Raw genomic sequence first — 19,378 nt, 5'->3', positions numbered from 1 at the left:
CGCTACGCCTTCACGCTGCGCGGCCCCAGAATCAGCCAGACGATGAAGCCCAGCAGCGGCATGATGAGGATGAACAGAATCCAAAGCACCTTGCCGCCTGTGGACGCGCCACTGCCAACAACATTGACGATCGCCCAGATGTTGGCGATCAGGAGAAGCAGGCCCAGAAGGCCGCCGACCTCAATACCCATCGCGTTATTCCTTTCGCTTGCTGCCGGCGCCGTTTCTGGCGCCGTTAACGGTATCCTGATGACTTAACGGCGGGATCGGTCAACGCGTTCCCCAGCCGCTTCAGAAATAACGCCGGCAACAGGCTGGCAATGGGCAGGGCTTACACCATCACTGCTGAAAGGCCGGCGCCCGGTCAGCGGTGCGGCGGACGAAAGACGGTGCCTGCAAGGGTACATCGAAGGCGTCTTCATCATCCGACACACCGGCGGCACCGCCCTGCAGCAGATGACGGTCGATCATGCGCCGGCGCAGCAGCGCGGTCGCCTCGTCGAGGCGGCGGCGCGCATCAGCCTCGTCGATATGCAGGATCGTGGCGATCTCGATTGCCGAGAAGCCTTCCAGGCGCCCCAGCAGGAAAACCTGACGCTTCAGCGCGGGCAGGCTCTGCAGGCCGTCGGCGAGCGGGTCGTCGAGACCGACACCATCGGCCATATCCTCATCCAGCTGCGGCAGGGTCAGCGCCACCACCGACCAGACCTCATGAAACAGGGCAAACAGCCGGACCTTGGTTCCGCCAATGCCGGTCAGGCGCTGCGGCTCCTCCAGGCAGGTCTCAAGGCACAGCTTCACATAGGCATCGCCCCTGGAGCGGCTGCCCGAAAGGGCATGCGCATAGCGCCGCAGATAGGGAAGAGCCTCCGTCAGATCGGTACTATGGGACATCATCTCGTTCGCTCCTTTGTCAGGCCGTCTTACGCGATGCTGCCTTGCGGCATGTCATTGAAATCCCCAACCACCGGTCCAGATTCCCATCGCGAACAATCGACGCTGACCAAGTGGCTGATCTTCGTTAATGCCGGATTTTGGTTGCCCCAAGGCAAACAAGGGCAATTTTGCGGCAGACTGGTGATTGTTGCGGAACAGGATGGAAGCCCATCGCGTTAATCAGGCAGGACATGCGGAAGAGCGGCTGGCAGAAGCACAGCCTGCGTTGCCGCCACCGCAGATGCCGATGAACCCTCTGGCCACGCCATTACAGATGCAGCCGATGACAGAGCGAGCCCCCTATCTGAGACTTGTTTACAGCCGTCCCGCAACGGGCACGGCGATGGCGCGGTCACGGCAGGCCAGTGAACGAAGGCCGGCACCCCGCCCTCAGGCTGACGCCTCCCGGGGGGAGCCCCCCCAGGGTGAGAATGGTGCCGACCCGCATTTCGCGCATTGGGTCGATGCCTATCTGCAAGAGATGTATGACGGGATCGTGGAGCAGCCGCTGCCCGACGAAATCTCCACTCTTATAGAAGACATATCGGGTAAATCGAAAAGCCGTTCGAAAAAATAAACGGCACATCGAGCAAAACATCCGGGAAGAGACATTGTGGCCATATCGGGGAGCGTTGCCCCGACATGGCCTTTTTTCTTCCATGCTCTCACCCAGAGTCGGCGGCGTAATCAGATCGTCTATTCGATATCAATAATAACGGAGGCAGAGAATGCCACGCCCGTTTCAGGATGAGTTGGTTGACGTCATTCCCCACCTGCAGGCCTTCGCCCGCATGCTGTGCCGCGACGAGGATCGCGCCAAGGATCTGACACAGGATGCCGTGCTGCGTGCGCTGAAGGCGCAGGACAAGTTCCAGATGGGCACCAATTTCAAGGCTTGGATGTTCACCATCCTGCGCAACATCTTCTACGATCAGCTACGCCAGCGCCGCTTCGAGATGGAGCCGATCGACGATCGCGCGCTGAGCCAGTCCACCCCGGCGGTGCAGGAAGTGAAGCTGCATGTGCGCGACTTCGACCGCGCCTTCCAGACCCTGACGCCCGACCAGCGCGAGGTGCTGATTCTGGTAGGCGCCAGCGGCTTCAGCTACGAGGATGCCGCCGAGATCTGCGGTTGCGCCGTCGGCACGATCAAGAGCCGCGTGTCGCGTGCCCGCGCCGAGCTGAGCCAGGTCATGGAAGCCCGCGAGCGCCCCGCCGCGCGAAGCCAGGCCGCCTGACCGGCCCTGAGCGGCTAAGAGACTACCCCTGCTGCCTCACACAGCAAAAAGGGCGGATGGTTCTCCATCCGCCCTTTCTTTTTGCCTGAAGCCAACCGGCGATCAGTTGCGGCTGATCGGCTTGTACTTGATGCGGTGCGGCTGGTCCGCCTCGGCGCCCAGGCGCCGCTTGCGGTCTTCCTCATAGGCCTGATAGTTGCCCTCGAACCACACCACCTGGCTGTCGCCCTCGAAGGCCAGGATATGGGTCGCGACACGGTCCAGGAACCAGCGGTCATGGCTGATGACCACGGCGCAGCCGGCGAATTCCAGCAACCCTTCTTCCAGCGAGCGCAGCGTATCGACGTCCAGATCGTTGGTCGGTTCGTCGAGCATGATGACGTTGCCGCCGGACTTCAGCATCTTCGCCAGATGCACGCGGTTGCGCTCACCGCCTGACAGCTGGCCGACCTTCTTCTGCTGGTCGCTGCCGCGGAAGTTGAACAGCGAGACATAGGCGCGGCTCTGCATCTTGCGCTTGCCCAGCTCTATCTCGTCATTGCCGCCGGAGATTTCCTCCCAGACGGTCTTGTTCGCTCCCAGATCGTCGCGGCTCTGATCGACATAGGCCAGCTTGACCGTCTCGCCGACGCGGATCGCGCCGCTGTCCGGCGTCTCCTGCCCGGTGATCATGCGGAACAGCGTGGTCTTGCCGGCACCGTTCGGGCCGATCACGCCGACAATGCCGCCCGGCGGCAGCTTGAAGTCCAGATCGTCGATCAGCAGCCGGTTGCCATAGGCCTTGCGCAGATGCTCGGCCTCGATGACGAGGTTGCCGAGGCGCGGGCCGGCCGGAATGACGATCCGGTTGGCATCGGGCGCGCGATCCTGCCCGGCAGCCAGCAGTTCCTCATAGGCCTGCAGGCGGGCGCGCGACTTGGCCTGGCGGGCGCGCGGGGAGGCGCGGACCCACTCTTCCTCCTCCTTCAGGGTGCGGATGCGGGAATCCTCGGCCTTCGCTTCCTGCTCCAGGCGCTTGCGCTTCTGTTCCAGCCAGCCGGTGTAATTGCCCTCATAGGGGATGCAGCGGCCGCGGTCGATCTCCAGAATCCAGCCCGCCACCTCGTCCAGGAAGTAGCGGTCATGGGTCACGGTAACGACGGTGCCCGGATAATCGTGCAGCGTGCGCTGCAGCCAGGCGACCGATTCGGCGTCCAGATGGTTGGTCGGCTCGTCGAGCAGCAGCAGGTCGGGCTTTTCCAGCAGCAGCTTGCACAGCGCCACGCGGCGGCGCTCACCGCCCGACAGCTTGGAGACGTCGGCATCGCCCGGCGGGCAGCGCAACGCGTCCATGGCGATCTCCGCCGTGCGCTCGATCTCCCAGCCATTGTTGGCGTCGATCTTCTCCTGCAGCTCGGCCTGCTCGGCCAGCAGGTTGTTCATCTCGTCATCGTCCATCGGCTCGGCGAACTTGGCCGAAATCTCGTTGAACCGCTCCAGCAGGTCGCGGGTCTCGGCCAGCGCGTCCAGCACATTGCCCATGACGTCCTTGGTCGGGTCGAGCTGCGGTTCCTGCGGCAGATAGCCGACGCGCGCCCCCTCGGCGGCCCAGGCCTCGCCGTTGAACTCCTTGTCCATGCCCGCCATGATCTTCATCAGGGTGGACTTGCCGGCGCCGTTCGGGCCCAGCACGCCGATCTTGGCGCCGGGCAGGAAGGACAGCCAGACATCCTTCACGACCTCACGGCCGCCCGGATAGACCTTCGACAGGCCCTTCATCACATAAACATACTGATAGGAGGCCATGCCGCTCCTCACTCACACTTCTTCGGGAAAGACGGTAGGGCGGCCTGTACAGCGGGCCGCCCAGCGCAGGCTTTGTAGCCGATAGCGGGGGGTGGACGCAATCTAGGCCTTATTGACGCGCTAGGGCCGGGGGACCGATGTGTCGCTGTGCAGCCCCAGATAGGTGGCCAGCGCCAGCGCGGTCGCCATCTCGCCGGGCGTGAACACCAGCGAATAGACCAGCGAGGTGATCAGCATCAGCACGATATGGTCGCCCAGCGCGGCGGTTATCATGAAATAATGTGTCGCCTCCTGGATCCGGCGGATGCGGCGCAGCGAGGCGAGATAGACGGCGAGGATCAGGCTGGCGCCGATCAGCCCATATTCGAAGACGATGCCGAGCCAGCCAATATCCGCGAGATAGAAATGGGCGTTGCCCAGAATCGTCTGCAGATTGTTGTCACTGAGCCGGGTGACCGAGCCGGCGCCGAACCACATGACCAGCGGGTTGCTGAGCACATAATCGGTCGCGATGGTGATCGACAGCTGCCGGATGGTCAGCGAGGCGCCCAGCGCATCCTCGATCCGCTCCAGGAAATGCGCGTAGATCAGGCCCGACGCCAGCAGCCCGCCCGCCGTGCCGAACAGCAGCAGCAGCCCGCGCCGCCAGCCGGAACTGGCGGCAAGCGCGATCAGCCCCACGGTCAGCAGCACCGCCAGGATGACCGTGCGCTGCTTGTAGATCATCACCATCAGCGCGAAGCAGACCAGCAACACCAGGATGGTCGCCAGCTCCTGCCGGGCGAAGACACGGCGCGTCAGGTAGAAGATGAAAATCGTGCCGAAGAACATCGGCATGAAGATGCGGTAGCCGCGCTCGGCCTCCAGCAGGAACAGCTTCGATTGCGCCGGGTCGGCCTTGTAGAAATCTGCCGGGATCACGACCCACAGCAGCGCCATCGCGATGAAGGTCGCGGCCCCCAGCCACAGCACCGCCCGCACCACAGTCTCCGGCCGCGGGCGCAGCAGCAGAAGCAGCCCCAGCGCCGAGAAATAATACAGGAAGGGTAGGGTCTTGGCGGTGGTCGCCAGGGCATCCACAAGGCCGGTGCCGAAATAGATCATCGACAGCAGCGGCGTCAGCCCCAGCACATAGGCCACCAGAACGCCATAGAGCACCAGCAGCGGCAGCGACAGCCGGACCAGCGCGTACAGCGCCAGCGGTGCGGTCAGGATCGGCCAGGCCTTGGACAGGAAATAGAGCGGCGGCACGTCGATCATGTAATGGACGCTCTGCCCGAACATCGGCAGGGCGAGCAGCAGCGCCAGGAACACAGCGGTCTGGCTGGCTTCGGCCTTCTCTCCCGCCGCGCCGGAATCGCCATCGAGCAGCAGCACACGGCCGGCAGGCGGCAAGACGATCCGTCCGTCCGGATGAGTCTCCTGCTGCCATCCCTGTTGCGCCAGCTTTTGCACCCCTTGGGGCATGGCCGTTCAACGCTCCTTCGGCGGCACGTCCGGTCGCCGCGCCGGCATCAGCCTCTGCTTCACGGCAATATACAGGAAAGGCAGCGAATCGACGAACACACGGCGGGCATGGCTGCGCGGCGCGCGCAACAGCCGGAACAGCCATTCCAGCGCCCATTTGCGCATCCACAGCGGCGCGCGCGGCACCAGCCCGGTGATGAAATGCAGCGAACTGCCGATGCACAGGCCCGTGCCCGTGGCCTTGCCGCGTGCCCGCACCCGATACGCCAGCAGCTCCGAGCGCGGCGAGCCGACCGCCAGGAAGACCAGCCGGCTGGGATGCGCCTCTATGAAATCGATGCAGGCCTGTACCGCCGCCGGATCGGCCATGAAGCCCATCGGCGGTTCGTGCCGGGCCAGGTTGCGCAGGCCATATTTCTCGCGCAACCGGCGCTCCAGCTCGGCATCGCCGCCGATGACGCAGAGGCTGTCCTCCGGGCGGATATGCCGCGCGAACAGGGCGGCCGTCAGGTCACTGCCGGCACACAGCGGCAGGTCGCGCCGAAACAGCAGCCGGGCGACCAGCCGCACGATCTGGCTGTCGCACAACCGAAGCCAGGCGCCGTCATAGGCGGCGCGGAAGGCCGCATCGCCCCGGTCGAGCTGCACCAGATGCTGGGCGTTCGGCGTGACCACATAGGCGAAGCGCGCCTCCGCCGGCCGCGCCATGATGGCGGCAGCAGCGCCCGGTACGTCCAGTAGCGCGATCGGCGTGCCGAAGAGGGAATCTTCCGGGATCGCCCCCTCTGTCACGGGAAGACCGTCCCGGTGCCGGTCCCGTTCCGCGTGACCGTGTAGGTGAAGTTCGCGCTGCGCTGGAACGGCAGCACCTTGTTGATGAACTGGTCGATCCAGAGATTGACCTCGGCAATGCCGCTGCGCGGGACATAGAGAATGTCGCCGGCGGCCAGCGGGATGGCGCCGTCCGCCCCGCCGGTCTGGATGAAATCCTGCAGATCGAGCGTGCGCAGCATCGGGCTGTCATCCGGGCTGCGCCGGATCAGCACCACTTCGCTGGTGCGGGCCTCATCGGTGAAGCCGCCCGCCAGCAGCACGGCTTCCAGCGCGCCGATGCGGCGATCCAGCGGAATTGCCCCGGCCCGCCCGACCTGACCGCCGACATAGATGCGCGCCGACCGCGCCTCGCGCACCGCGACCCGCGTCACCGGCTGCCGCATCCATTTCGCCGAGGCCTCGGTCACCGCCTGGTTCAGCTGCTCGACCGTCTGCCCCTCGGCCTGCAGGCGGCCGGCAAGGCGCAGCGTGATCGTCCCATCGGGCGCAACCAGCGCCTCCTGATCCAGATTCGGGGTGAAGAGATAGCTGACCTGCACCGTGTCGCCGCTGCCCAGGCGATACTCCGGCACGTCGTCACTCCAGGCGGCGAACCGGCTGGCAGCGGTTTCGCGCGGGCTGAGGTTCTGGTCCGTGCCGCAGGCCGCAAGGCCCGTCAGCAACAGCATGGTCAGCGCGAGACACGCTGCCGGCCGCCGGATTTTCTGCAGAATGAATGCCATGTGCCGCCTCACAGCCGCCGGTAGATGGCTCTTGGAACATAATAGCGCCGGCCGCTCATCACGAAGCCCAGCAGATCGCCACCAGCTTCCAGCAGGGCATCGCGCAGCCGCACGGCGGACATCACCCGTGTCTTGTCAGCGACCAACACCAGCAGGCTGGCATCGACACGGGCCGCCAGACGCTGCGCAATCGGATCGCGGTTCAGCGGCGGCGCCAGGATCACCGTCATGTCGAAACGCTGCCCAAGCTCGCTCAGAGTCTCGCGCAGTTCCGGCAGCGGCGTGCGCAGGTGGGCCAGCGCCGAGTTCTGCGCGCCCCTGGTCGCGAACAGCCCCTGCATGCTGGTCTCCACGATCTCCAGGTCGCGCACGGTTTCCCGCGCGCCGCTCTCGCCCGGCGGCATGAGCCGCAACACCGCATTGCCGTTTTCGCTGAGATCGACCACAAGCACATTGCGGCCATGGTTCAGCGCAAACTCGCTGGACAGGGCGGCGGCGATGCGCGGCAGGTCCGCGCTGTCGGTATCGGCGACGATCTGGAGTCGCTTCAGCCGCTCACCATCGACGGAGAATTCCGCCAGCCTTGTCGCCAGGAAGGCGATGGCGTCCTGCGCCTGCGGCAGCCCGTCATTGCCGCCGGTTTCCGATAGGCTGGCGAGCGCCGGAATGCCAAGCCGCCGCTCCGCTTCCGTCGGCAGGATGAAGACCGGCCGCAGCCGGGTGACGGCAAAGCCGACGGCAGTAGCGAACAGCAGCCCGCCGACCAGGCCGGCGGCGATCAGACCCGGCGCCCGCGACCGCCCGAAGACGGGCGGCGAGGCCCACTGCACGACGCTGACATTCTTGTCGCGCTGCTCGGCGGCGATGCGGTCCAGCCAGGCAGATTCGATCTGCAGCACATAATCGCGCTGGATCGTCTCCAGCACGCCGCGCCGTTGTTCCAGTTCCTGCAGCCGCATGTCGGCGGTACGGATGACATCCATCCGCTCCCGGCTCTCATCATGCTGCCGGGCGAGTTCCGCAAGCTGCTGTTCCGTGGCGCTCATCTCGATCTCAAGCTGCGCCAGATGATCGGACAGGAAGGCATGGGTGGGGTTGCGCACCCGGCGCAGCGTGGTGAAGTTCGGTCGCTCGCCGCTGGCGATGGCCTTGCGCACTGTCTCAATCTTCTGCTCCAGCTCCTGCAGCGGCGGATAGTCCGGCTTGAAATAGGCGCGCATCTGGTCGCGCTGGAGCTCCAGCTGCAGCAGCACATTCTTGTCGTCGATGTTAGGCGACTGGTCGCTGGTCTCCACGAAATCGAAGACCTGCTCCGGCAGCGAGGCCACCTTCTGCTTGGTCTCGGCAATCTGGGCGAACAGCGAGACCCGCCGTTCCCGCGTCTGGCGCTGCCGCGCGCGGATGGTATCGACGGTATTGGCGATGAGCAGGATTTCCTGCTCAATATTGACGATCTGGAAGTCGCGCTTGATGGTGTCGATCTCGTCGCGCACCTTCTGCAATTCCTGCTTGTTGCGCTGCATTTCCGCAGTCAGCAGGTCAAACTGGTTATTCTTGAAGATGGTACGGCGCTGCGCCAGGTAAGTTTGCAGCAGGTCGTTCACGACCAGAGCCGCCACCTCCCTGTCCGGATGCGCGAAGGTCACGCGCACGATGTTGGAGTTGGCACCAGCCTCGGCACTCAGGCTCTCCAGAATACGCTGGGTCGCCCGGCCAACCAGTTCCGCACGCGGATGCGGCGGCAGCAGGCCAAACAGCCTTTCCTCGACCAGGTCGGGATAAATCCAGTCCGGCTCCAGCGTGCCGACCAGCGAGCGGACGACCGCTTCGCTAACCAGCAGGTTGATCTCGGTCTGAACGATCTTCTGGCTGTCCACCGTGACAAGGGAGGATGCCAGCGCGCCGGCGCCCAGCGCCCGGTCCGGCGATTCCTGGGAGGCCACGACCAGCAGCCTGCCCTCGGCGGTGTAGCGGGTCTTGGTCAGGATCGCGGCGGCGAGGCCAATCGCGAAAACCAGCAGGAAGGCCGCCAGGATCGGCCGCCAGGCATAGAAAGCCTGTACGAGGATGTCGCGCAGCGTGAAGGCGGTGGACGCTTCGCGGGGATGCGGGTTCAGGGCACGCGGCCGTCGCAGCGCGGGCAGCGTCTCTTCCATCATCGGCCTTCGCGTATCCCAGCCGGGCCATCGGGATGAATTGCGACCAGATTGCCGAACGCCTCGCCGACGCCATCGGCGGCCTCAAGCTGCCCGTCCCGCAGGCGATAGAACCGGTAGCCCAGATCCTTCAGGGCATGCCAGGCGGCATGGCGATCGCCCGCCGCCTCGGCGAGCAGGCGGGTATTCACCTCGAAGATGACGATGGGGTGGAAGCGCTGCAGGGTCTCGCGCCCGCCGGCGATCACCAGCGGCTCCGCGCCCTCGACATCCATCTTGATGAGGTGGAGCGCCGCGATGCCCATCCGGGCGGCCAGCGCGTCCAGCGTGTCGATGGCAACGGTCTCGCCGGTCTCCGCACTGCTGTCCGGCATCAGCGAATAGGCCTGCGGGTCGTCGCCGAGCGGAATATGGTGCAGCGTCGCCTCGCCGGCATGATCGGACAGCGCCAGCTGGGCCACCGTCACCTGCGGGAAATCGTTCAGCGCCAGATTGGCCCGCAACTGCCGTGAGGCTTCTTCCCCCGGCTCCACCGCGATCACGCGCCCCGTGGAACCGACAAGACTGGCCGCCTTCAGGGTGTACAGCCCGATATTCGCGCCGATATCGATGACCGTCTGGCCCGGCTGCACGAATTTCTCCAGATGGCGCAGCTCCGGCTCGAACCAGTCGCGCCACACATAGCTGGCCACCGAGGTGAAGCGCAGCGTCGCGGGAACCCGGATGAGGGCCCCATGGCTGCTGAGCAGGAAAGCCGGCGCGCGCCCGATGGCAACATAGAACGCCCAGGCCAGGCATCGCAGGGACATCGTCACGGGCTGTGCCCGGAAGCCTTCATGGCTGACCAGAGTCTTCAGGCGGCTGAGCACGGAGATGGACCTTGATCCATTGAATTATAGACAATTGCGAATCTAGCGCGATTCCCTACTTTTGTATAGGAAGCCAGGGCAAATACACCAGATATTGTTAGGCGCGCAGAGCGGGGCGATCAGAAGATGTCGCGGCCGACCATGCCGACCAGCAGGGTGCGCGCCATGATCTTCAGGTCGAGCCAGAGCGACCAGTTCTCGATGTAGTAGGTATCCAGCTCGACGCCCTTCCTGGCCTTCTCCACCGAATGGATGCCCCCACGCATGCCGTTGATCTGCGCCCAGCCGGTAATGCCCGGCTTCAGGCGGCTGCGCGTCGCGTAGCGGCGCACCGCCTCGGCGTAGAGCTGGTCACTGACCAGCATCTTCGGCACATGGGCGCGCGGCCCCACCACGGACATTTCGCCGCGCAGCACATTGAGGAGTTGCGGCAGCTCGTCGATGCTGGTGCGACGCAGGAAAGCGCCGACGCGGGTGATGCGCGGGTCTTCCCGGAATGTCCCCCGGCTGCCATCATCGCTGGGGTCGAGCCTCATGGTGCGCAGCTTGTAGATCATGAACGGCTTGTTGTTGAGGCCGAGGCGCGGCTGCCGGAATAGCGCCGGACCCGGGCTTTCCAGCTTGATGGCAAGGGCCGCAAGCGCCAGAATCGGCGCCACGAGGACGAGCCCGACAGCGGCAACCGTATAATCCTCCACCAGCTTCAGCAGCGCCTTGGTGCCCTTCAGCGGCTCGCGCATCAGTTCCAGCACGGGGATGCCGGCAACCTGGCCGCCATGCGGCAGCCGCAGGTTCAGCACATTCTGCTTCAGCGGCAGGACGATATCGGCGGCGATCATCTGCAGCCGCTCCAGCAGGCCGAAAATCCGCTCCGTCGCCTCCCAGGGCAGGGCGATGACGACGATATCGACAGGATGCTCCTGGATGTAGGCATGCAGCGTATCGATCGCCCCGGTGATGCCGATGCCTTCGTTTTCGTCCCGGTGTTCGCTGTGCAGACGGTTCACCCGGTCGTCGAAGACCGCCACCACGCGATAGTAATGGCGCCATTCTGGCGTCTGCGTATTGCGGATGATCTGTCCGGCAATCTCGGTCGAGCCGACAATGACAATGTCGCGGCGCAGCCGGTTTGTCTCGATCATGTGGCGCGCCACGCGCCCGACCGCCAGCCGCCCGGCGGACAGCGCGACCCAGGCCGCGACATGCCACATCGCCAGCGCTTCGGGCGGATGCGCCGCCGAGCCGCCGACAAGCGCCTCCAGCCCCGCCACGACCACGAATCCGGCGGCCAGGCAGAAGGCGAAGCGGGCCGCTTCATTCAGTGGTTTGCGATAATTCTCGAACCGGTAGGCGCCGGCGAAGATCATGCAGCTGACGAAGACGATGCTGTCGAGCAGCAGTAACGCGATCTCCGGCGCCGTCTGCCCTCCGGCCGGGACCGACCCGTCCAGATGCGAGACCAGGAGCAGCACGGCCCCGCAAATAACCAGATCGGACAGAAGCACCAGCCGATTGAACGACCCGAATGTCCACCGCATGAGGCGTCCGTTACCCTGTATCTTTCCGGAGAAAATTTCGGCGGGCGCATGGAACGCCCGCCCGGTTAAATGCGTACTCAGAAACACCGCACAGGGCAATATTTATCAAATATATTTTAATATAAGGTTAATTTCGTCCTATCGACAGGACATGGCGCCGTGCTGCCCAATGCGTCCCCAGCGCGCCCTGCAGGACGGTCAGCGACGCCGCCAGCGCCGCCCCGGTCAGGCCGAAGGCCGGGATCAGCAGGCCACACAGTACCAGCCCGACCGCAAGCTGAAGCAGGTTCAGCCGCCGCAGCACGTCCCCCTTGCCAGCCATCGCCAGCAGGATGTCCTGGCACGAGAACAGGCCATTCGCCATCTGCCCCAGGGCCAGGATCTGCAGTGCCAGGGCAGCGATGCGGAAATCCGCCGAGATGAGGCCGAGCAGGAATTCCGGCACGGCCAGCATGACCAGCGTTGCCGGCACCGCGACCAGCGCGGCGCCGCGCTGCACCAGCCGGTTATAGGCACGCAGACCATCGCTGTCGCCAAGGCGGTATAATGCCGCATAGCGCGGTGCGGCAAGCGTGCCGATGGAAATGATGATGACCCAGATCAGCATCGATATCCGGCTGGCGATGCTGAAGGCGCCGACCGTCGCCGCATCCGCCACCATGCCGAGCACGAACACCGGCAGGCCCGACAGCCCGACCTGGGTGATCTCGACCACCAGCAGGGGCCGCGCCGTCGCCCACAGGCTGGGCAGCGCCTCTGCAGCCGGTTGTGCCGGTATGGTGCGAAGCCGGCCCCGTTCCCGCAGCAGAATGGCACCACCGAGCAGGCAGCTGGCCGCGAGGGCAGCACCCAGCGCGACGATGACGCCCTCAACCGCAATCGGCAGCGCCAGCAGGGCGGCCAGCGTCACCACCGGCCAGAGGGCGTTCTGCACGACCTGCGCGGCCACGCCCCTGCCGAAGCCGGCCAGCGCCGCCCCCAGGGAGAAGGCAAGGGTCTGCGGCACCAGCACCAGCGCCGACAAATAGAGCGGCCAGGCCAGGTCCGGAAAGCCGAACAGCCGCACCGCCGCCAGATCCGCCACCAGCACGGTCAGCAATGCGGCCGCCACGGACGCCAGCGTGGTCAGTGCTAGCCCCTGCACCAGCGCGGCGCGCGCCGCCCTTCCATTGCCGACAGCCAGTTCCGCCGCGATATGGCGGGTCATCGCGCGGTCGAAGCCGAGGCGCGCCACGGTCGAGACGATGCCGATCCAGGTCAGGCAGAGGAAGAACAGGCCGGCATCATGCGCGCCCAGCCGCGCCCCGACAGCGACATAGAGCCCCAGCTTGCCAATTGTCTCCACGCCGCGCACGCCCAGCCCGGCGGCATAGCGCCAGAGCGCGCCGCTCTTCAGCGTCGTGATCAGGGAAGAGAAATTGGCCAGCATCATTGAGACAGATCGTTGAGGGGGGCGCGGAAACCGTGATAGCTACCGGCATGCGCCTGCACCAAGATATTCCGCGCCGCCAATGAGCCGAAGCACCCGTGCCGCGTTCTGCATGGCGGTCGTGCTGGTCGCGGCGCTGACGGCTGTACCCGCTGCGGCGCAGGGAAACCGTTCATCGCGAGCCCTGCCCGGCTTCTCGCCGGAAACCTTCGACCTGCAGCTGGCCCTTCACGAGCATTTCACTGCCGCGCTGCCCGCCGGCTGGTGGATCGGCCCGCCGCAGCGCTGGGGCAAGGAAGTGGTTGTCCGCGTGAACATCCCGGACTCTTGGAACGGCAACCCGACAGCCGCCGTCATGACCAGCTGCCCGGCCGACAACAGCCCGATCTGGCAGGTCGCGGACCGCATCACCATCACCCCGCATTATCGAAACCTTCCCTGGGCGCCCCATAGCTGCCTGCCCTGATGTGACGCCGATTGGCGGCGACAATATCGCGAGTTTAAGCTAATTTACAGGCTTCCTCTTTCCTGCCTTCCGGATATCTCCTTGCAAGCTTTCCTGTCCAAGCGCATGCCGGCCCTGTACCGGGTGCTTCTCGACCTGCGCGACCGCGCGGCCCCCTTCTATGCCGACCCGGAACTGTCGCTGCTGCCGGTCCTGTGCCCGGCGGGGACCGTGGCACTGGATATCGGCGCCAATACCGGCCTGTACACGCACTGGCTGCTGCGCCGGGCGCGGCTGGTCGTCGCCGTCGAGCCGATCCCCCGCCTCAGCCGGCTGGTGGCCCGGCGCTTCGCGGCGGCGGTTCGGGATGGCAGGCTGATCGTCGAGAATTGCGCGCTCGGCAACGAGGATGGCAACGCCACCCTGCATATTCCCGATGGCATGACAGCCCTCTCGACACTGCAGCCGCTGGAGGGCATGGCGAATGTCGCCGATATCACCGTCCCCGTGCATCGGCTGGACGGGCTGGACTCGGTCCGGGACCTGCCCATCGGCTTCATGAAGATCGATGTGGAAGGTTTCGAGAGCGCGGTGATCGAGGGTGGGCTTGGCCTGCTGCGGCGACATCAGCCGACGATCCTGGTCGAGGCGGAGGAACGTCACCGCCCCGGCGCCGTCGCCGCGCTGCGCGGCCTGCTGGAGCCGCTGGGCTATAGCGGCTTCTTCCGCATGGACGGGCAATGGCACCCCGTCGAGTCCTTCGATGCGGCACGGCTGCAGAACCGCGCCGCCCTCAACGAGGCCGGTACCAAGCGCCTGAAGGGCGCGACCTACATCAATAATTTCGTGTTCACCGCATCGCCTGAAAACCTGCGGGCGGCCTGAGGCAGCCTATACCCTGCCCCCGGCATGGTTGCGCAGTGTCGGGTGGCGCTGATATTCGCCATGGCAATCGACATTGCTGCGATCGCGGCACATCCCGCGTACCCAGCCGTCGGCGGTGCGGTTCCAGTCGATGGTCTCGACAGCGCCGCAACCCGCCAGCATCATAGCGGCGAGCAGCAGGGCGCCAAGGGAAGCAAAAGACGGCATCGTCGGCTCCTCATCCCAGTTCCAGCGTCGCCGGTGCGTGCAGCAGCGGTGTGGCCAGCGGCGGTGGCCCTTTATACATCCGTGCGGTTGCAAATGTCTCTACCATACATGTGTCGGCAAGAAGCTGGCCGAGCGCCTCATTGCTGTCCGGCACATCGACGATAACCGGACCGCCATCGGGGAAGATACCGGCAGCGGCCCGGATCAGCCGCAGCGCCGCATCGGCATCGGGTGCGACGACCGGGCCGACCTTCGCCCCGCTGCGGCAGCGCCGGATGGTGGCGAAGCCTTCCGGGCCACCGGCCCCTTCCAGAACCAGCGTGCGGCGGGTTTTCAGCGGTGCCACCCAGCCGGTCAGGAAAGCCGGACGGGCATAGCCGTTCGCCTGTTCGTCCAGAGCCAGAAGCGCCGGCAAATCGGCAGGCGCCGCCAGGTGGATATCCGCGCTGCCCTGCGTACCCGGTGCGCCTTCCAGCCGCCGCGTCGCACCAGTGCGCACGAAACCGGATTTCGCATAATTGGCCTGCTGTGCGGCGACGCCATCCAGCCCAACGGTGCGGTTTCCGGCGTGGCGCAGCGCATGGTTCCACAGGGCGAGGCCGATGCCCTGGCCGCGCCATTCCTCCCGGCAGATATACAGGCCCAGAAAGGCAAAGCTGGGATCGAGATTGACCACGGAGATGGCGGCGACGGGCTGGCCCTCATGCTCGGTGACGAAGAACCCCTCGGGATCGGCCGCCTGGAAGGCGGCGGCATCCTCCAGCCCCGGATTCCAGCCCTCCGATGCCGCCCAGTCGATCACGAGATCAAGGTCGGCCGGTGTCATCGTCCGCATCTTCATGGCATGTCCCTGTTTCGCTTCGTATTCCGCCGACCTTACGCGGAAAGGGCGTCCTGCACCATGTCGGGTACCTGGCCTATGCGGCGCAGCACCTCGCGCAGCAGATGGCGTTGCGGCTTGGTCAGGCGGGCCAGCTCCACCCTTGTGCCGGGCTGGCGGCCCTCGGCGATATCCTCGATCTGCTGTTCCAGCACCAGGCGCACCAGAATGCGATGGGCGCCGGCAAGGTCGGCGGCGTCATTCTCCGCGATCAGCCCCAGGCTGGCGGCCTCGCGCAGCCGGTCCGCCGTCGCCGTCGCCGCGACCCCGCCCCGCAGCGCCAGGATGCGTGCCGCGCTGACCACCGGCAGCAATCCGCCGATTTTCAGATCGACCCGCCCGTCAATGGTCTGGATACCGCCGAAGAAGCCCAGCGGCGGGCGCATCTCGCGCTGGTTCAGCGACAAATTGCGCAGGAAGCCGATGGTCTTGCGGGCGCGATCCAGCGCGTAGGCGCGCAGCAGCTCCGCCAGATCGCCCCGGCCCGCGACCGCCTGAAAATCGAAGAAGATATCGACATTCAGCAGGTTTTCCCCGATTGGCCGTTCCGCCCAGATATCGATGGCGCGGCGCCAGCCAGTCTCGTCATGGCGCCATTCCGGGTTCTTCGCCATCACCCCGCCCTTGCAATAGGGGATGCCCGCCTCGTTCAGCATGTCGGCCATGCGGCGGCCGAGTTCCGCGTACCAGGGATCGTCCTTCGGCGTGCCGGCATGCAGGATGCCATTGTCCTGATCGGGGGCCAGCAGGCTTTCGCCGCGCCCGCCGGACCCCAGGATCAGCGCGCACCAGGGGGCCGGCGCGGGACCCCAGCCGGCCTCCGCCATCGCCTCGGCGGACAGGGTCGCGGCACGGCCGGTCACATCACGCATCACGCCGGAGATGACGGCGGCCACATCCAGCGGTGCCACCTGCTCGGCCAGCAGCGAACTGGCGAGCGCCGGCAGGCCGCGCACGATTTCCAGCATTTCTTCAGCGCTGCGGGCAACCCCGATACGGTCGCCGATGGCCAGCGCGGAGCCGGCGCGCTGGCGCAACAGCTGCCGCGCCGACAGGATGCCGACCACCGACCCGTCGGTATCGAACACCGCCAGGTGGCGTACGCCCAGCCGGTCCATCCGGCCCAGCGCCAGATAGACGAAGGCATCCTGCGGCACGCCTTCGACCGGGCTGCTCATCAGCCGCGACAGCGGCGCGCCGAGAGCAGCCTCTCCTTCCTCGGCAATCAACCGCAACGCATCGCGCTCGGTCACGATTCCCAGAGTGGGCGCCAGCCCGCTGCCCCCCGTGGCCAGGACGGAGCTGATGCCCTTCTCGATCATCAGGTCGCAGGCCTGCTTTACCGTGGCCGCCGCCGGCATGGTGACGACCGGGCTGCTCATCACCTCCGCCACGCGGTGGCGGTAGGGGAAACTGTCCAGCCGCTGCAGCGCGTCGGCATTCATCGCTCGCCTGCCTTTCCATCCGCTGATGCATGCCACCCGGCCTCATGCTGGCGAGCCCGCATGACGGAAGGCTGCGCCAGGACGCGCTGGGCATCCGCCAGCGTGGTGACGCCCTGTTCGGCCAGCAGCGGCAGCATGCCGGCGAAGATTTCGGCGGTCACCAGGCAGTCGCCGAAAGCGGTGTGGCGGCCCTCGATCTCCGCCCCACACATGGCGGCCACCGCCTCCATGTTCAGGTCGCGGTGCCGCGGATACAGGAAGCTGAACAGCAGCGCCGTGCACAGCGCCAGCGGATCAGTCCAGGCGACGCCGTGCCGGGCCGCCTCGGCACGCAGCACCGCCAGGTCGAAGGCGATATTGTGGCCGATCACGACACGCCCGCGCAGCAGCTCGGCCAGTTCCGCCAGCACCTCGGCGACCGGCGGTGCCGATGCGACCATGTCATCGGTGATGCCGTGGATCGCAGTGGAGGCCGGCGGGATCGGCACGCCCGGATTGACCAGCCGATCATAGGCGAGATGGCGGTAGAGCCGCGGCCCGTGCATGACGATACCGGCGGCCGAGACGACGCGGTCAGTGGCAACATTCAGCCCGGTCGTCTCGCAATCCAGAGACAGGGCCGGCAGCTCGGTCAGCGGCAGGTCCGGGTGCGGCGCGATATCCGGCGGCGTGTCGTGCAGGGCCATGTCATGCTCCACAATGTCGGCGGCATGGCCCGGCACATCGGACAGGAACACGATCAGCAGGCCGTCGGGTTCGTCCAGCGGCACGATCCGCGCGGGGTAGGTATCGCCCGCGACCCCGGTGAGGGTCCGCTCGACCGGCGCGCCTGTTGCCCGCGATTCGCCGGAGGCGTCGATCAGCGGCGTCCGGTCAAGGATGGCATAGAGGCTGCCGCCCAGATGCAGCCGCCCGGGACCTAGCAGGGCAGCGGCCTTGGCGTTCATCAGGCTGATGAGGCCGGATTGCGTCACCACCAGGATCGGCTCGCCGATGGCGCCCAGAACCGCGCTGAGTCGCGCATCGACACGGCGGTCATCGGCACGATCGCGCGCCAGCACGGTGGCGATGGCGCCGGCCAGCCGCTGCAGCTCGTCCGGCTTTCCGCCACGCGCATTCCAGCTGTCCGGCAGCGTGCCACCGCGCACCCCGGCGCCCAGCACCGCGCCATGCAGGCGCACCAGCTGGTCGAAATGCCCGTCCAGCAGGGTCATCATGACCCACAGCCCGGCGAGGCCGGCGGCAAGGCCTACAAGGCTGGCCAGCGCCCAGACGCCGATGCCCTTAGTAAGGTCGGCCAGACCGAACAAGGCGGGGAACAGGGCCGCCAGGAAGCCGCCAGCCGTCACCAGCAGGGTGACGAACAGCGCCTTCCGCAAGCCGCCACGCAAGAGGCCCCCGCTCAGCTCTCGCCAGAGGGGGCGGCCGGACGGGCAGCCGGGGCGCTGGTCAGCAGGTCCGCCACGACGGCAGCGGGCACCAGCCGGCGCTGCATGTCCTCATGGAAACGGCACAGCGCGAAGCGGATGTTGTTGGTCACCAGTTCGCGGTCGAAGCGGGTGAGGTTGCTGTGGATCGGCAGCACCTTGTAGATGCGCCCGCCCGAGGTCAGGCCGATATCGTAGGGCGCCCTGGGCGCCGCCAACTGTGCCTGGGCAAGGCGTAGTTTGAAGTCCTCAATCTCATCGCCCCAGCCCTCCGGCCGGTGGTCGGGGATGGCATGTTCCAGCAGGCACAACTCGAACAGCCGCCCCATGCGCTCCGCCAGTTCGAGCTCGCGTTCCGCCGCGTGCGGCCGCAAGGCGCCCTCCAGGATGATCCCGATGTCGGACAGCACATAGCAGAAGGCTTCCCAGCGCGATTTTTCCACCGCCTGGCGAAACGCCATTTCCCGGAACAGCTTGTCCCAGTTCAGACCGGCGCGGGCACGTGCATACTCGAATGTGCATTTCTGCGCCACGAAAGCCGACTGCTCGGCCATGAAACGGCGAAAGGCCGCAGCATCCTCTACTGAAGATTCGGGCCGCCAAAGACGTGTAATCGAAGCTAACAAATCCTTCCCCGCCCAGAATTATTGTTTTGACAAATAATAGGCTATGCTATTTTCGGGTAAGCGCAAGAGAAGGTTTAGGTAGAGCCGTTTCGATTGCGCGCACAGCTTTGCCTGAAAAAATCGGGCAAAGACAATTGTGCGTAAAAGGGTCATTTGGGGCGGAAATAAACAAAAAATCAGCCGCCCGGCAAACAGGAGGGAGACGTATTCGAAATGTCTAGCGATTCCTCGACTTCACCCGAAAAGGCGGTGGAGCACTGGCAACGGACCAAGTCGCTGATGTGGGTCACATTGGCCATCTGGTTCTTTTTCAGCTTCGTCGTGCACTTCTTCGTCAGTGCGCTGAACGAAATCAACTTCATCGGCTTCCCTCTCGGCTTTTACATGGCCGCGCAGGGTTCGCTCATTGCCTTCGTTGTCCTCATCTTCTGGTACTCGGCCAAGCAGAACCAGATCGATGAGGAATGCGGCGTCGCTGAAGACTGAGCG

20 protein-coding genes are annotated in these 19,378 nt (G+C 65.7%); 5 read left to right on the top strand and 15 right to left on the bottom strand.

The features are described from left to right. Window positions 1-2: 2 nt before the first annotated feature. Complete coding sequence (locus MK313_RS09855; RefSeq protein WP_008943841.1) at window positions 3-191, bottom strand: PLD nuclease N-terminal domain-containing protein; 189 nt, start codon at window positions 189-191, stop codon at window positions 3-5. A 148-nt stretch (window positions 192-339) separates the two neighbouring features. Further along, the gene (locus MK313_RS09850; RefSeq protein WP_008943840.1) at window positions 340-897 is read right to left on the bottom strand and encodes a sigma factor-like helix-turn-helix DNA-binding protein; all 558 of its coding nucleotides are present in this window, start codon (window positions 895-897) and stop codon (window positions 340-342) included. A 199-nt stretch (window positions 898-1,096) separates the two neighbouring features. Between MK313_RS09850 and MK313_RS09845 the strand changes: the two genes are divergently transcribed. Together MK313_RS09845 and MK313_RS09840 are read left to right on the top strand one after the other, a co-directional pair. Beyond that, a complete protein-coding gene (locus MK313_RS09845; protein WP_156816197.1) occupies window positions 1,097-1,513 on the top strand; it encodes a hypothetical protein in 417 nt (138 codons plus the stop codon). A 151-nt stretch (window positions 1,514-1,664) separates the two neighbouring features. Further along, on the top strand, window positions 1,665-2,174 hold the full coding sequence (locus MK313_RS09840; RefSeq protein ID WP_121221883.1) for a sigma-70 family RNA polymerase sigma factor: 510 nt from the start codon (window positions 1,665-1,667) through the stop codon (window positions 2,172-2,174). A 102-nt stretch (window positions 2,175-2,276) separates the two neighbouring features. Here the strand turns inward: MK313_RS09840 and ettA are convergent, their stop codons facing one another. The 8 genes from ettA to MK313_RS09800 form a co-directional block, all read right to left on the bottom strand. After that, window positions 2,277-3,959: an energy-dependent translational throttle protein EttA gene (gene ettA / locus MK313_RS09835; protein WP_287781224.1), complete on the bottom strand. Its 1,683-nt coding sequence runs from the start codon at window positions 3,957-3,959 to the stop codon at window positions 2,277-2,279. A 120-nt stretch (window positions 3,960-4,079) separates the two neighbouring features. Beyond that, complete coding sequence (locus MK313_RS09830) at window positions 4,080-5,426, bottom strand: O-antigen ligase family protein (RefSeq protein WP_287781221.1); 1,347 nt, start codon at window positions 5,424-5,426, stop codon at window positions 4,080-4,082. A 6-nt stretch (window positions 5,427-5,432) separates the two neighbouring features. Beyond that, window positions 5,433-6,218 (bottom strand): WecB/TagA/CpsF family glycosyltransferase, encoded by a 786-nt coding sequence (locus tag MK313_RS09825; protein WP_287781219.1) that lies wholly within the window; start codon window positions 6,216-6,218, stop codon window positions 5,433-5,435. Further along, entirely contained in the window at window positions 6,215-6,982 is a 768-nt protein-coding gene (locus MK313_RS09820) for a polysaccharide biosynthesis/export family protein (protein ID WP_287781217.1), read from the bottom strand. Before MK313_RS09820 ends, MK313_RS09825 begins: the two co-directional genes overlap by 4 nt. A gap of 8 nt (window positions 6,983-6,990) precedes the next feature. Beyond that, a complete protein-coding gene (locus tag MK313_RS09815) occupies window positions 6,991-9,141 on the bottom strand; it encodes a GumC family protein (RefSeq protein ID WP_287781214.1) in 2,151 nt (716 codons plus the stop codon). Beyond that, on the bottom strand, window positions 9,138-9,947 hold the full coding sequence (locus MK313_RS09810) for an FkbM family methyltransferase (protein ID WP_287781246.1): 810 nt from the start codon (window positions 9,945-9,947) through the stop codon (window positions 9,138-9,140). The genes MK313_RS09815 and MK313_RS09810 overlap by 4 nt, the downstream gene beginning before the upstream one ends. Before the next feature lie 179 nt (window positions 9,948-10,126). Next, a complete protein-coding gene (locus MK313_RS09805) occupies window positions 10,127-11,545 on the bottom strand; it encodes an exopolysaccharide biosynthesis polyprenyl glycosylphosphotransferase (protein ID WP_287781212.1) in 1,419 nt (472 codons plus the stop codon). A 127-nt stretch (window positions 11,546-11,672) separates the two neighbouring features. Beyond that, the gene (locus tag MK313_RS09800; protein WP_287781209.1) at window positions 11,673-12,977 is read right to left on the bottom strand and encodes an MATE family efflux transporter; all 1,305 of its coding nucleotides are present in this window, start codon (window positions 12,975-12,977) and stop codon (window positions 11,673-11,675) included. 79 nt (window positions 12,978-13,056) lie between these two features. On the opposite strand from MK313_RS09800, the gene MK313_RS09795 reads away from it, so the two are divergent. Together MK313_RS09795 and MK313_RS09790 are read left to right on the top strand one after the other, a co-directional pair. Further along, complete coding sequence (locus MK313_RS09795; protein WP_287781207.1) at window positions 13,057-13,440, top strand: hypothetical protein; 384 nt, start codon at window positions 13,057-13,059, stop codon at window positions 13,438-13,440. Between the two features lie 81 nt (window positions 13,441-13,521). Next, window positions 13,522-14,304, top strand: a complete 783-nt coding sequence (locus MK313_RS09790; protein WP_287781205.1) for an FkbM family methyltransferase — start codon at window positions 13,522-13,524, stop codon at window positions 14,302-14,304. Between the two features lie 6 nt (window positions 14,305-14,310). Here MK313_RS09790 and MK313_RS09785 read toward each other — a convergent pair whose 3' ends face one another. From MK313_RS09785 to MK313_RS09765, 5 genes are read right to left on the bottom strand one after another with little or no spacing between them, the layout of a single operon-like run. Beyond that, on the bottom strand, window positions 14,311-14,511 hold the full coding sequence (locus tag MK313_RS09785; RefSeq protein WP_287781202.1) for a hypothetical protein: 201 nt from the start codon (window positions 14,509-14,511) through the stop codon (window positions 14,311-14,313). Window positions 14,512-14,521: 10 nt separating this feature from the next. Then, window positions 14,522-15,352: a GNAT family N-acetyltransferase gene (locus MK313_RS09780; RefSeq protein ID WP_287781200.1), complete on the bottom strand. Its 831-nt coding sequence runs from the start codon at window positions 15,350-15,352 to the stop codon at window positions 14,522-14,524. Between the two features lie 35 nt (window positions 15,353-15,387). After that, window positions 15,388-16,836, bottom strand: a complete 1,449-nt coding sequence (locus tag MK313_RS09775; protein ID WP_287781197.1) for a putative nucleotidyltransferase substrate binding domain-containing protein — start codon at window positions 16,834-16,836, stop codon at window positions 15,388-15,390. Next, on the bottom strand, window positions 16,833-18,227 hold the full coding sequence (locus MK313_RS09770; RefSeq protein ID WP_287781196.1) for an exonuclease domain-containing protein: 1,395 nt from the start codon (window positions 18,225-18,227) through the stop codon (window positions 16,833-16,835). The genes MK313_RS09775 and MK313_RS09770 overlap by 4 nt, the downstream gene beginning before the upstream one ends. 11 nt (window positions 18,228-18,238) lie before the next feature. Then, window positions 18,239-18,817, bottom strand: a complete 579-nt coding sequence (locus tag MK313_RS09765; RefSeq protein ID WP_287781195.1) for a hypothetical protein — start codon at window positions 18,815-18,817, stop codon at window positions 18,239-18,241. A 285-nt stretch (window positions 18,818-19,102) separates the two neighbouring features. Here MK313_RS09765 and MK313_RS09760 point away from each other — a divergent pair, with 285 nt between their 5' ends. Continuing rightward, window positions 19,103-19,375, top strand: a complete 273-nt coding sequence (locus MK313_RS09760; RefSeq protein WP_051013087.1) for a DUF4212 domain-containing protein — start codon at window positions 19,103-19,105, stop codon at window positions 19,373-19,375. Window positions 19,376-19,378: the final 3 nt, after the last annotated feature.

This window comes from Oceanibaculum sp., assembly GCF_022449305.1.
GTDB classification, from domain to species: domain Bacteria; phylum Pseudomonadota; class Alphaproteobacteria; order Oceanibaculales; family Oceanibaculaceae; genus Oceanibaculum; species Oceanibaculum indicum.
Note: the sequence above shows the minus strand (reverse complement) of the source record. Positions and strands in the feature narration are given on the sequence as shown.

Bases quoted from the DNA above. Each gene is read 5' to 3' on its own strand.
- MK313_RS09855 (WP_008943841.1), bottom strand. From the start codon at position 191: ATGGGTATTGAGGTCGGCGGCCTTCTGGGCCTGCTTCTCCTGATCGCC.
- MK313_RS09850 (WP_008943840.1), bottom strand. From the start codon at position 897: ATGATGTCCCATAGTACCGATCTGACGGAGGCTCTTCCCTATCTGCGG.
- MK313_RS09845 (WP_156816197.1), top strand. From the start codon at position 1,097: ATGGAAGCCCATCGCGTTAATCAGGCAGGACATGCGGAAGAGCGGCTG.
- MK313_RS09840 (WP_121221883.1), top strand. From the start codon at position 1,665: ATGCCACGCCCGTTTCAGGATGAGTTGGTTGACGTCATTCCCCACCTG.
- ettA (WP_287781224.1), bottom strand. From the start codon at position 3,959: ATGGCCTCCTATCAGTATGTTTATGTGATGAAGGGCCTGTCGAAGGTC.
- MK313_RS09830 (WP_287781221.1), bottom strand. From the start codon at position 5,426: ATGCCCCAAGGGGTGCAAAAGCTGGCGCAACAGGGATGGCAGCAGGAG.
- MK313_RS09820 (WP_287781217.1), bottom strand. From the start codon at position 6,982: ATGGCATTCATTCTGCAGAAAATCCGGCGGCCGGCAGCGTGTCTCGCG.
- MK313_RS09815 (WP_287781214.1), bottom strand. From the start codon at position 9,141: ATGATGGAAGAGACGCTGCCCGCGCTGCGACGGCCGCGTGCCCTGAAC.
- MK313_RS09810 (WP_287781246.1), bottom strand. From the start codon at position 9,947: ATGTCCCTGCGATGCCTGGCCTGGGCGTTCTATGTTGCCATCGGGCGC.
- MK313_RS09805 (WP_287781212.1), bottom strand. From the start codon at position 11,545: ATGCGGTGGACATTCGGGTCGTTCAATCGGCTGGTGCTTCTGTCCGAT.
- MK313_RS09800 (WP_287781209.1), bottom strand. From the start codon at position 12,977: ATGATGCTGGCCAATTTCTCTTCCCTGATCACGACGCTGAAGAGCGGC.
- MK313_RS09795 (WP_287781207.1), top strand. From the start codon at position 13,057: ATGAGCCGAAGCACCCGTGCCGCGTTCTGCATGGCGGTCGTGCTGGTC.
- MK313_RS09785 (WP_287781202.1), bottom strand. From the start codon at position 14,511: ATGCCGTCTTTTGCTTCCCTTGGCGCCCTGCTGCTCGCCGCTATGATG.
- MK313_RS09780 (WP_287781200.1), bottom strand. From the start codon at position 15,352: ATGAAGATGCGGACGATGACACCGGCCGACCTTGATCTCGTGATCGAC.
- MK313_RS09775 (WP_287781197.1), bottom strand. From the start codon at position 16,836: ATGAATGCCGACGCGCTGCAGCGGCTGGACAGTTTCCCCTACCGCCAC.
- MK313_RS09765 (WP_287781195.1), bottom strand. From the start codon at position 18,817: ATGGCCGAGCAGTCGGCTTTCGTGGCGCAGAAATGCACATTCGAGTAT.
- MK313_RS09760 (WP_051013087.1), top strand. From the start codon at position 19,103: ATGTCTAGCGATTCCTCGACTTCACCCGAAAAGGCGGTGGAGCACTGG.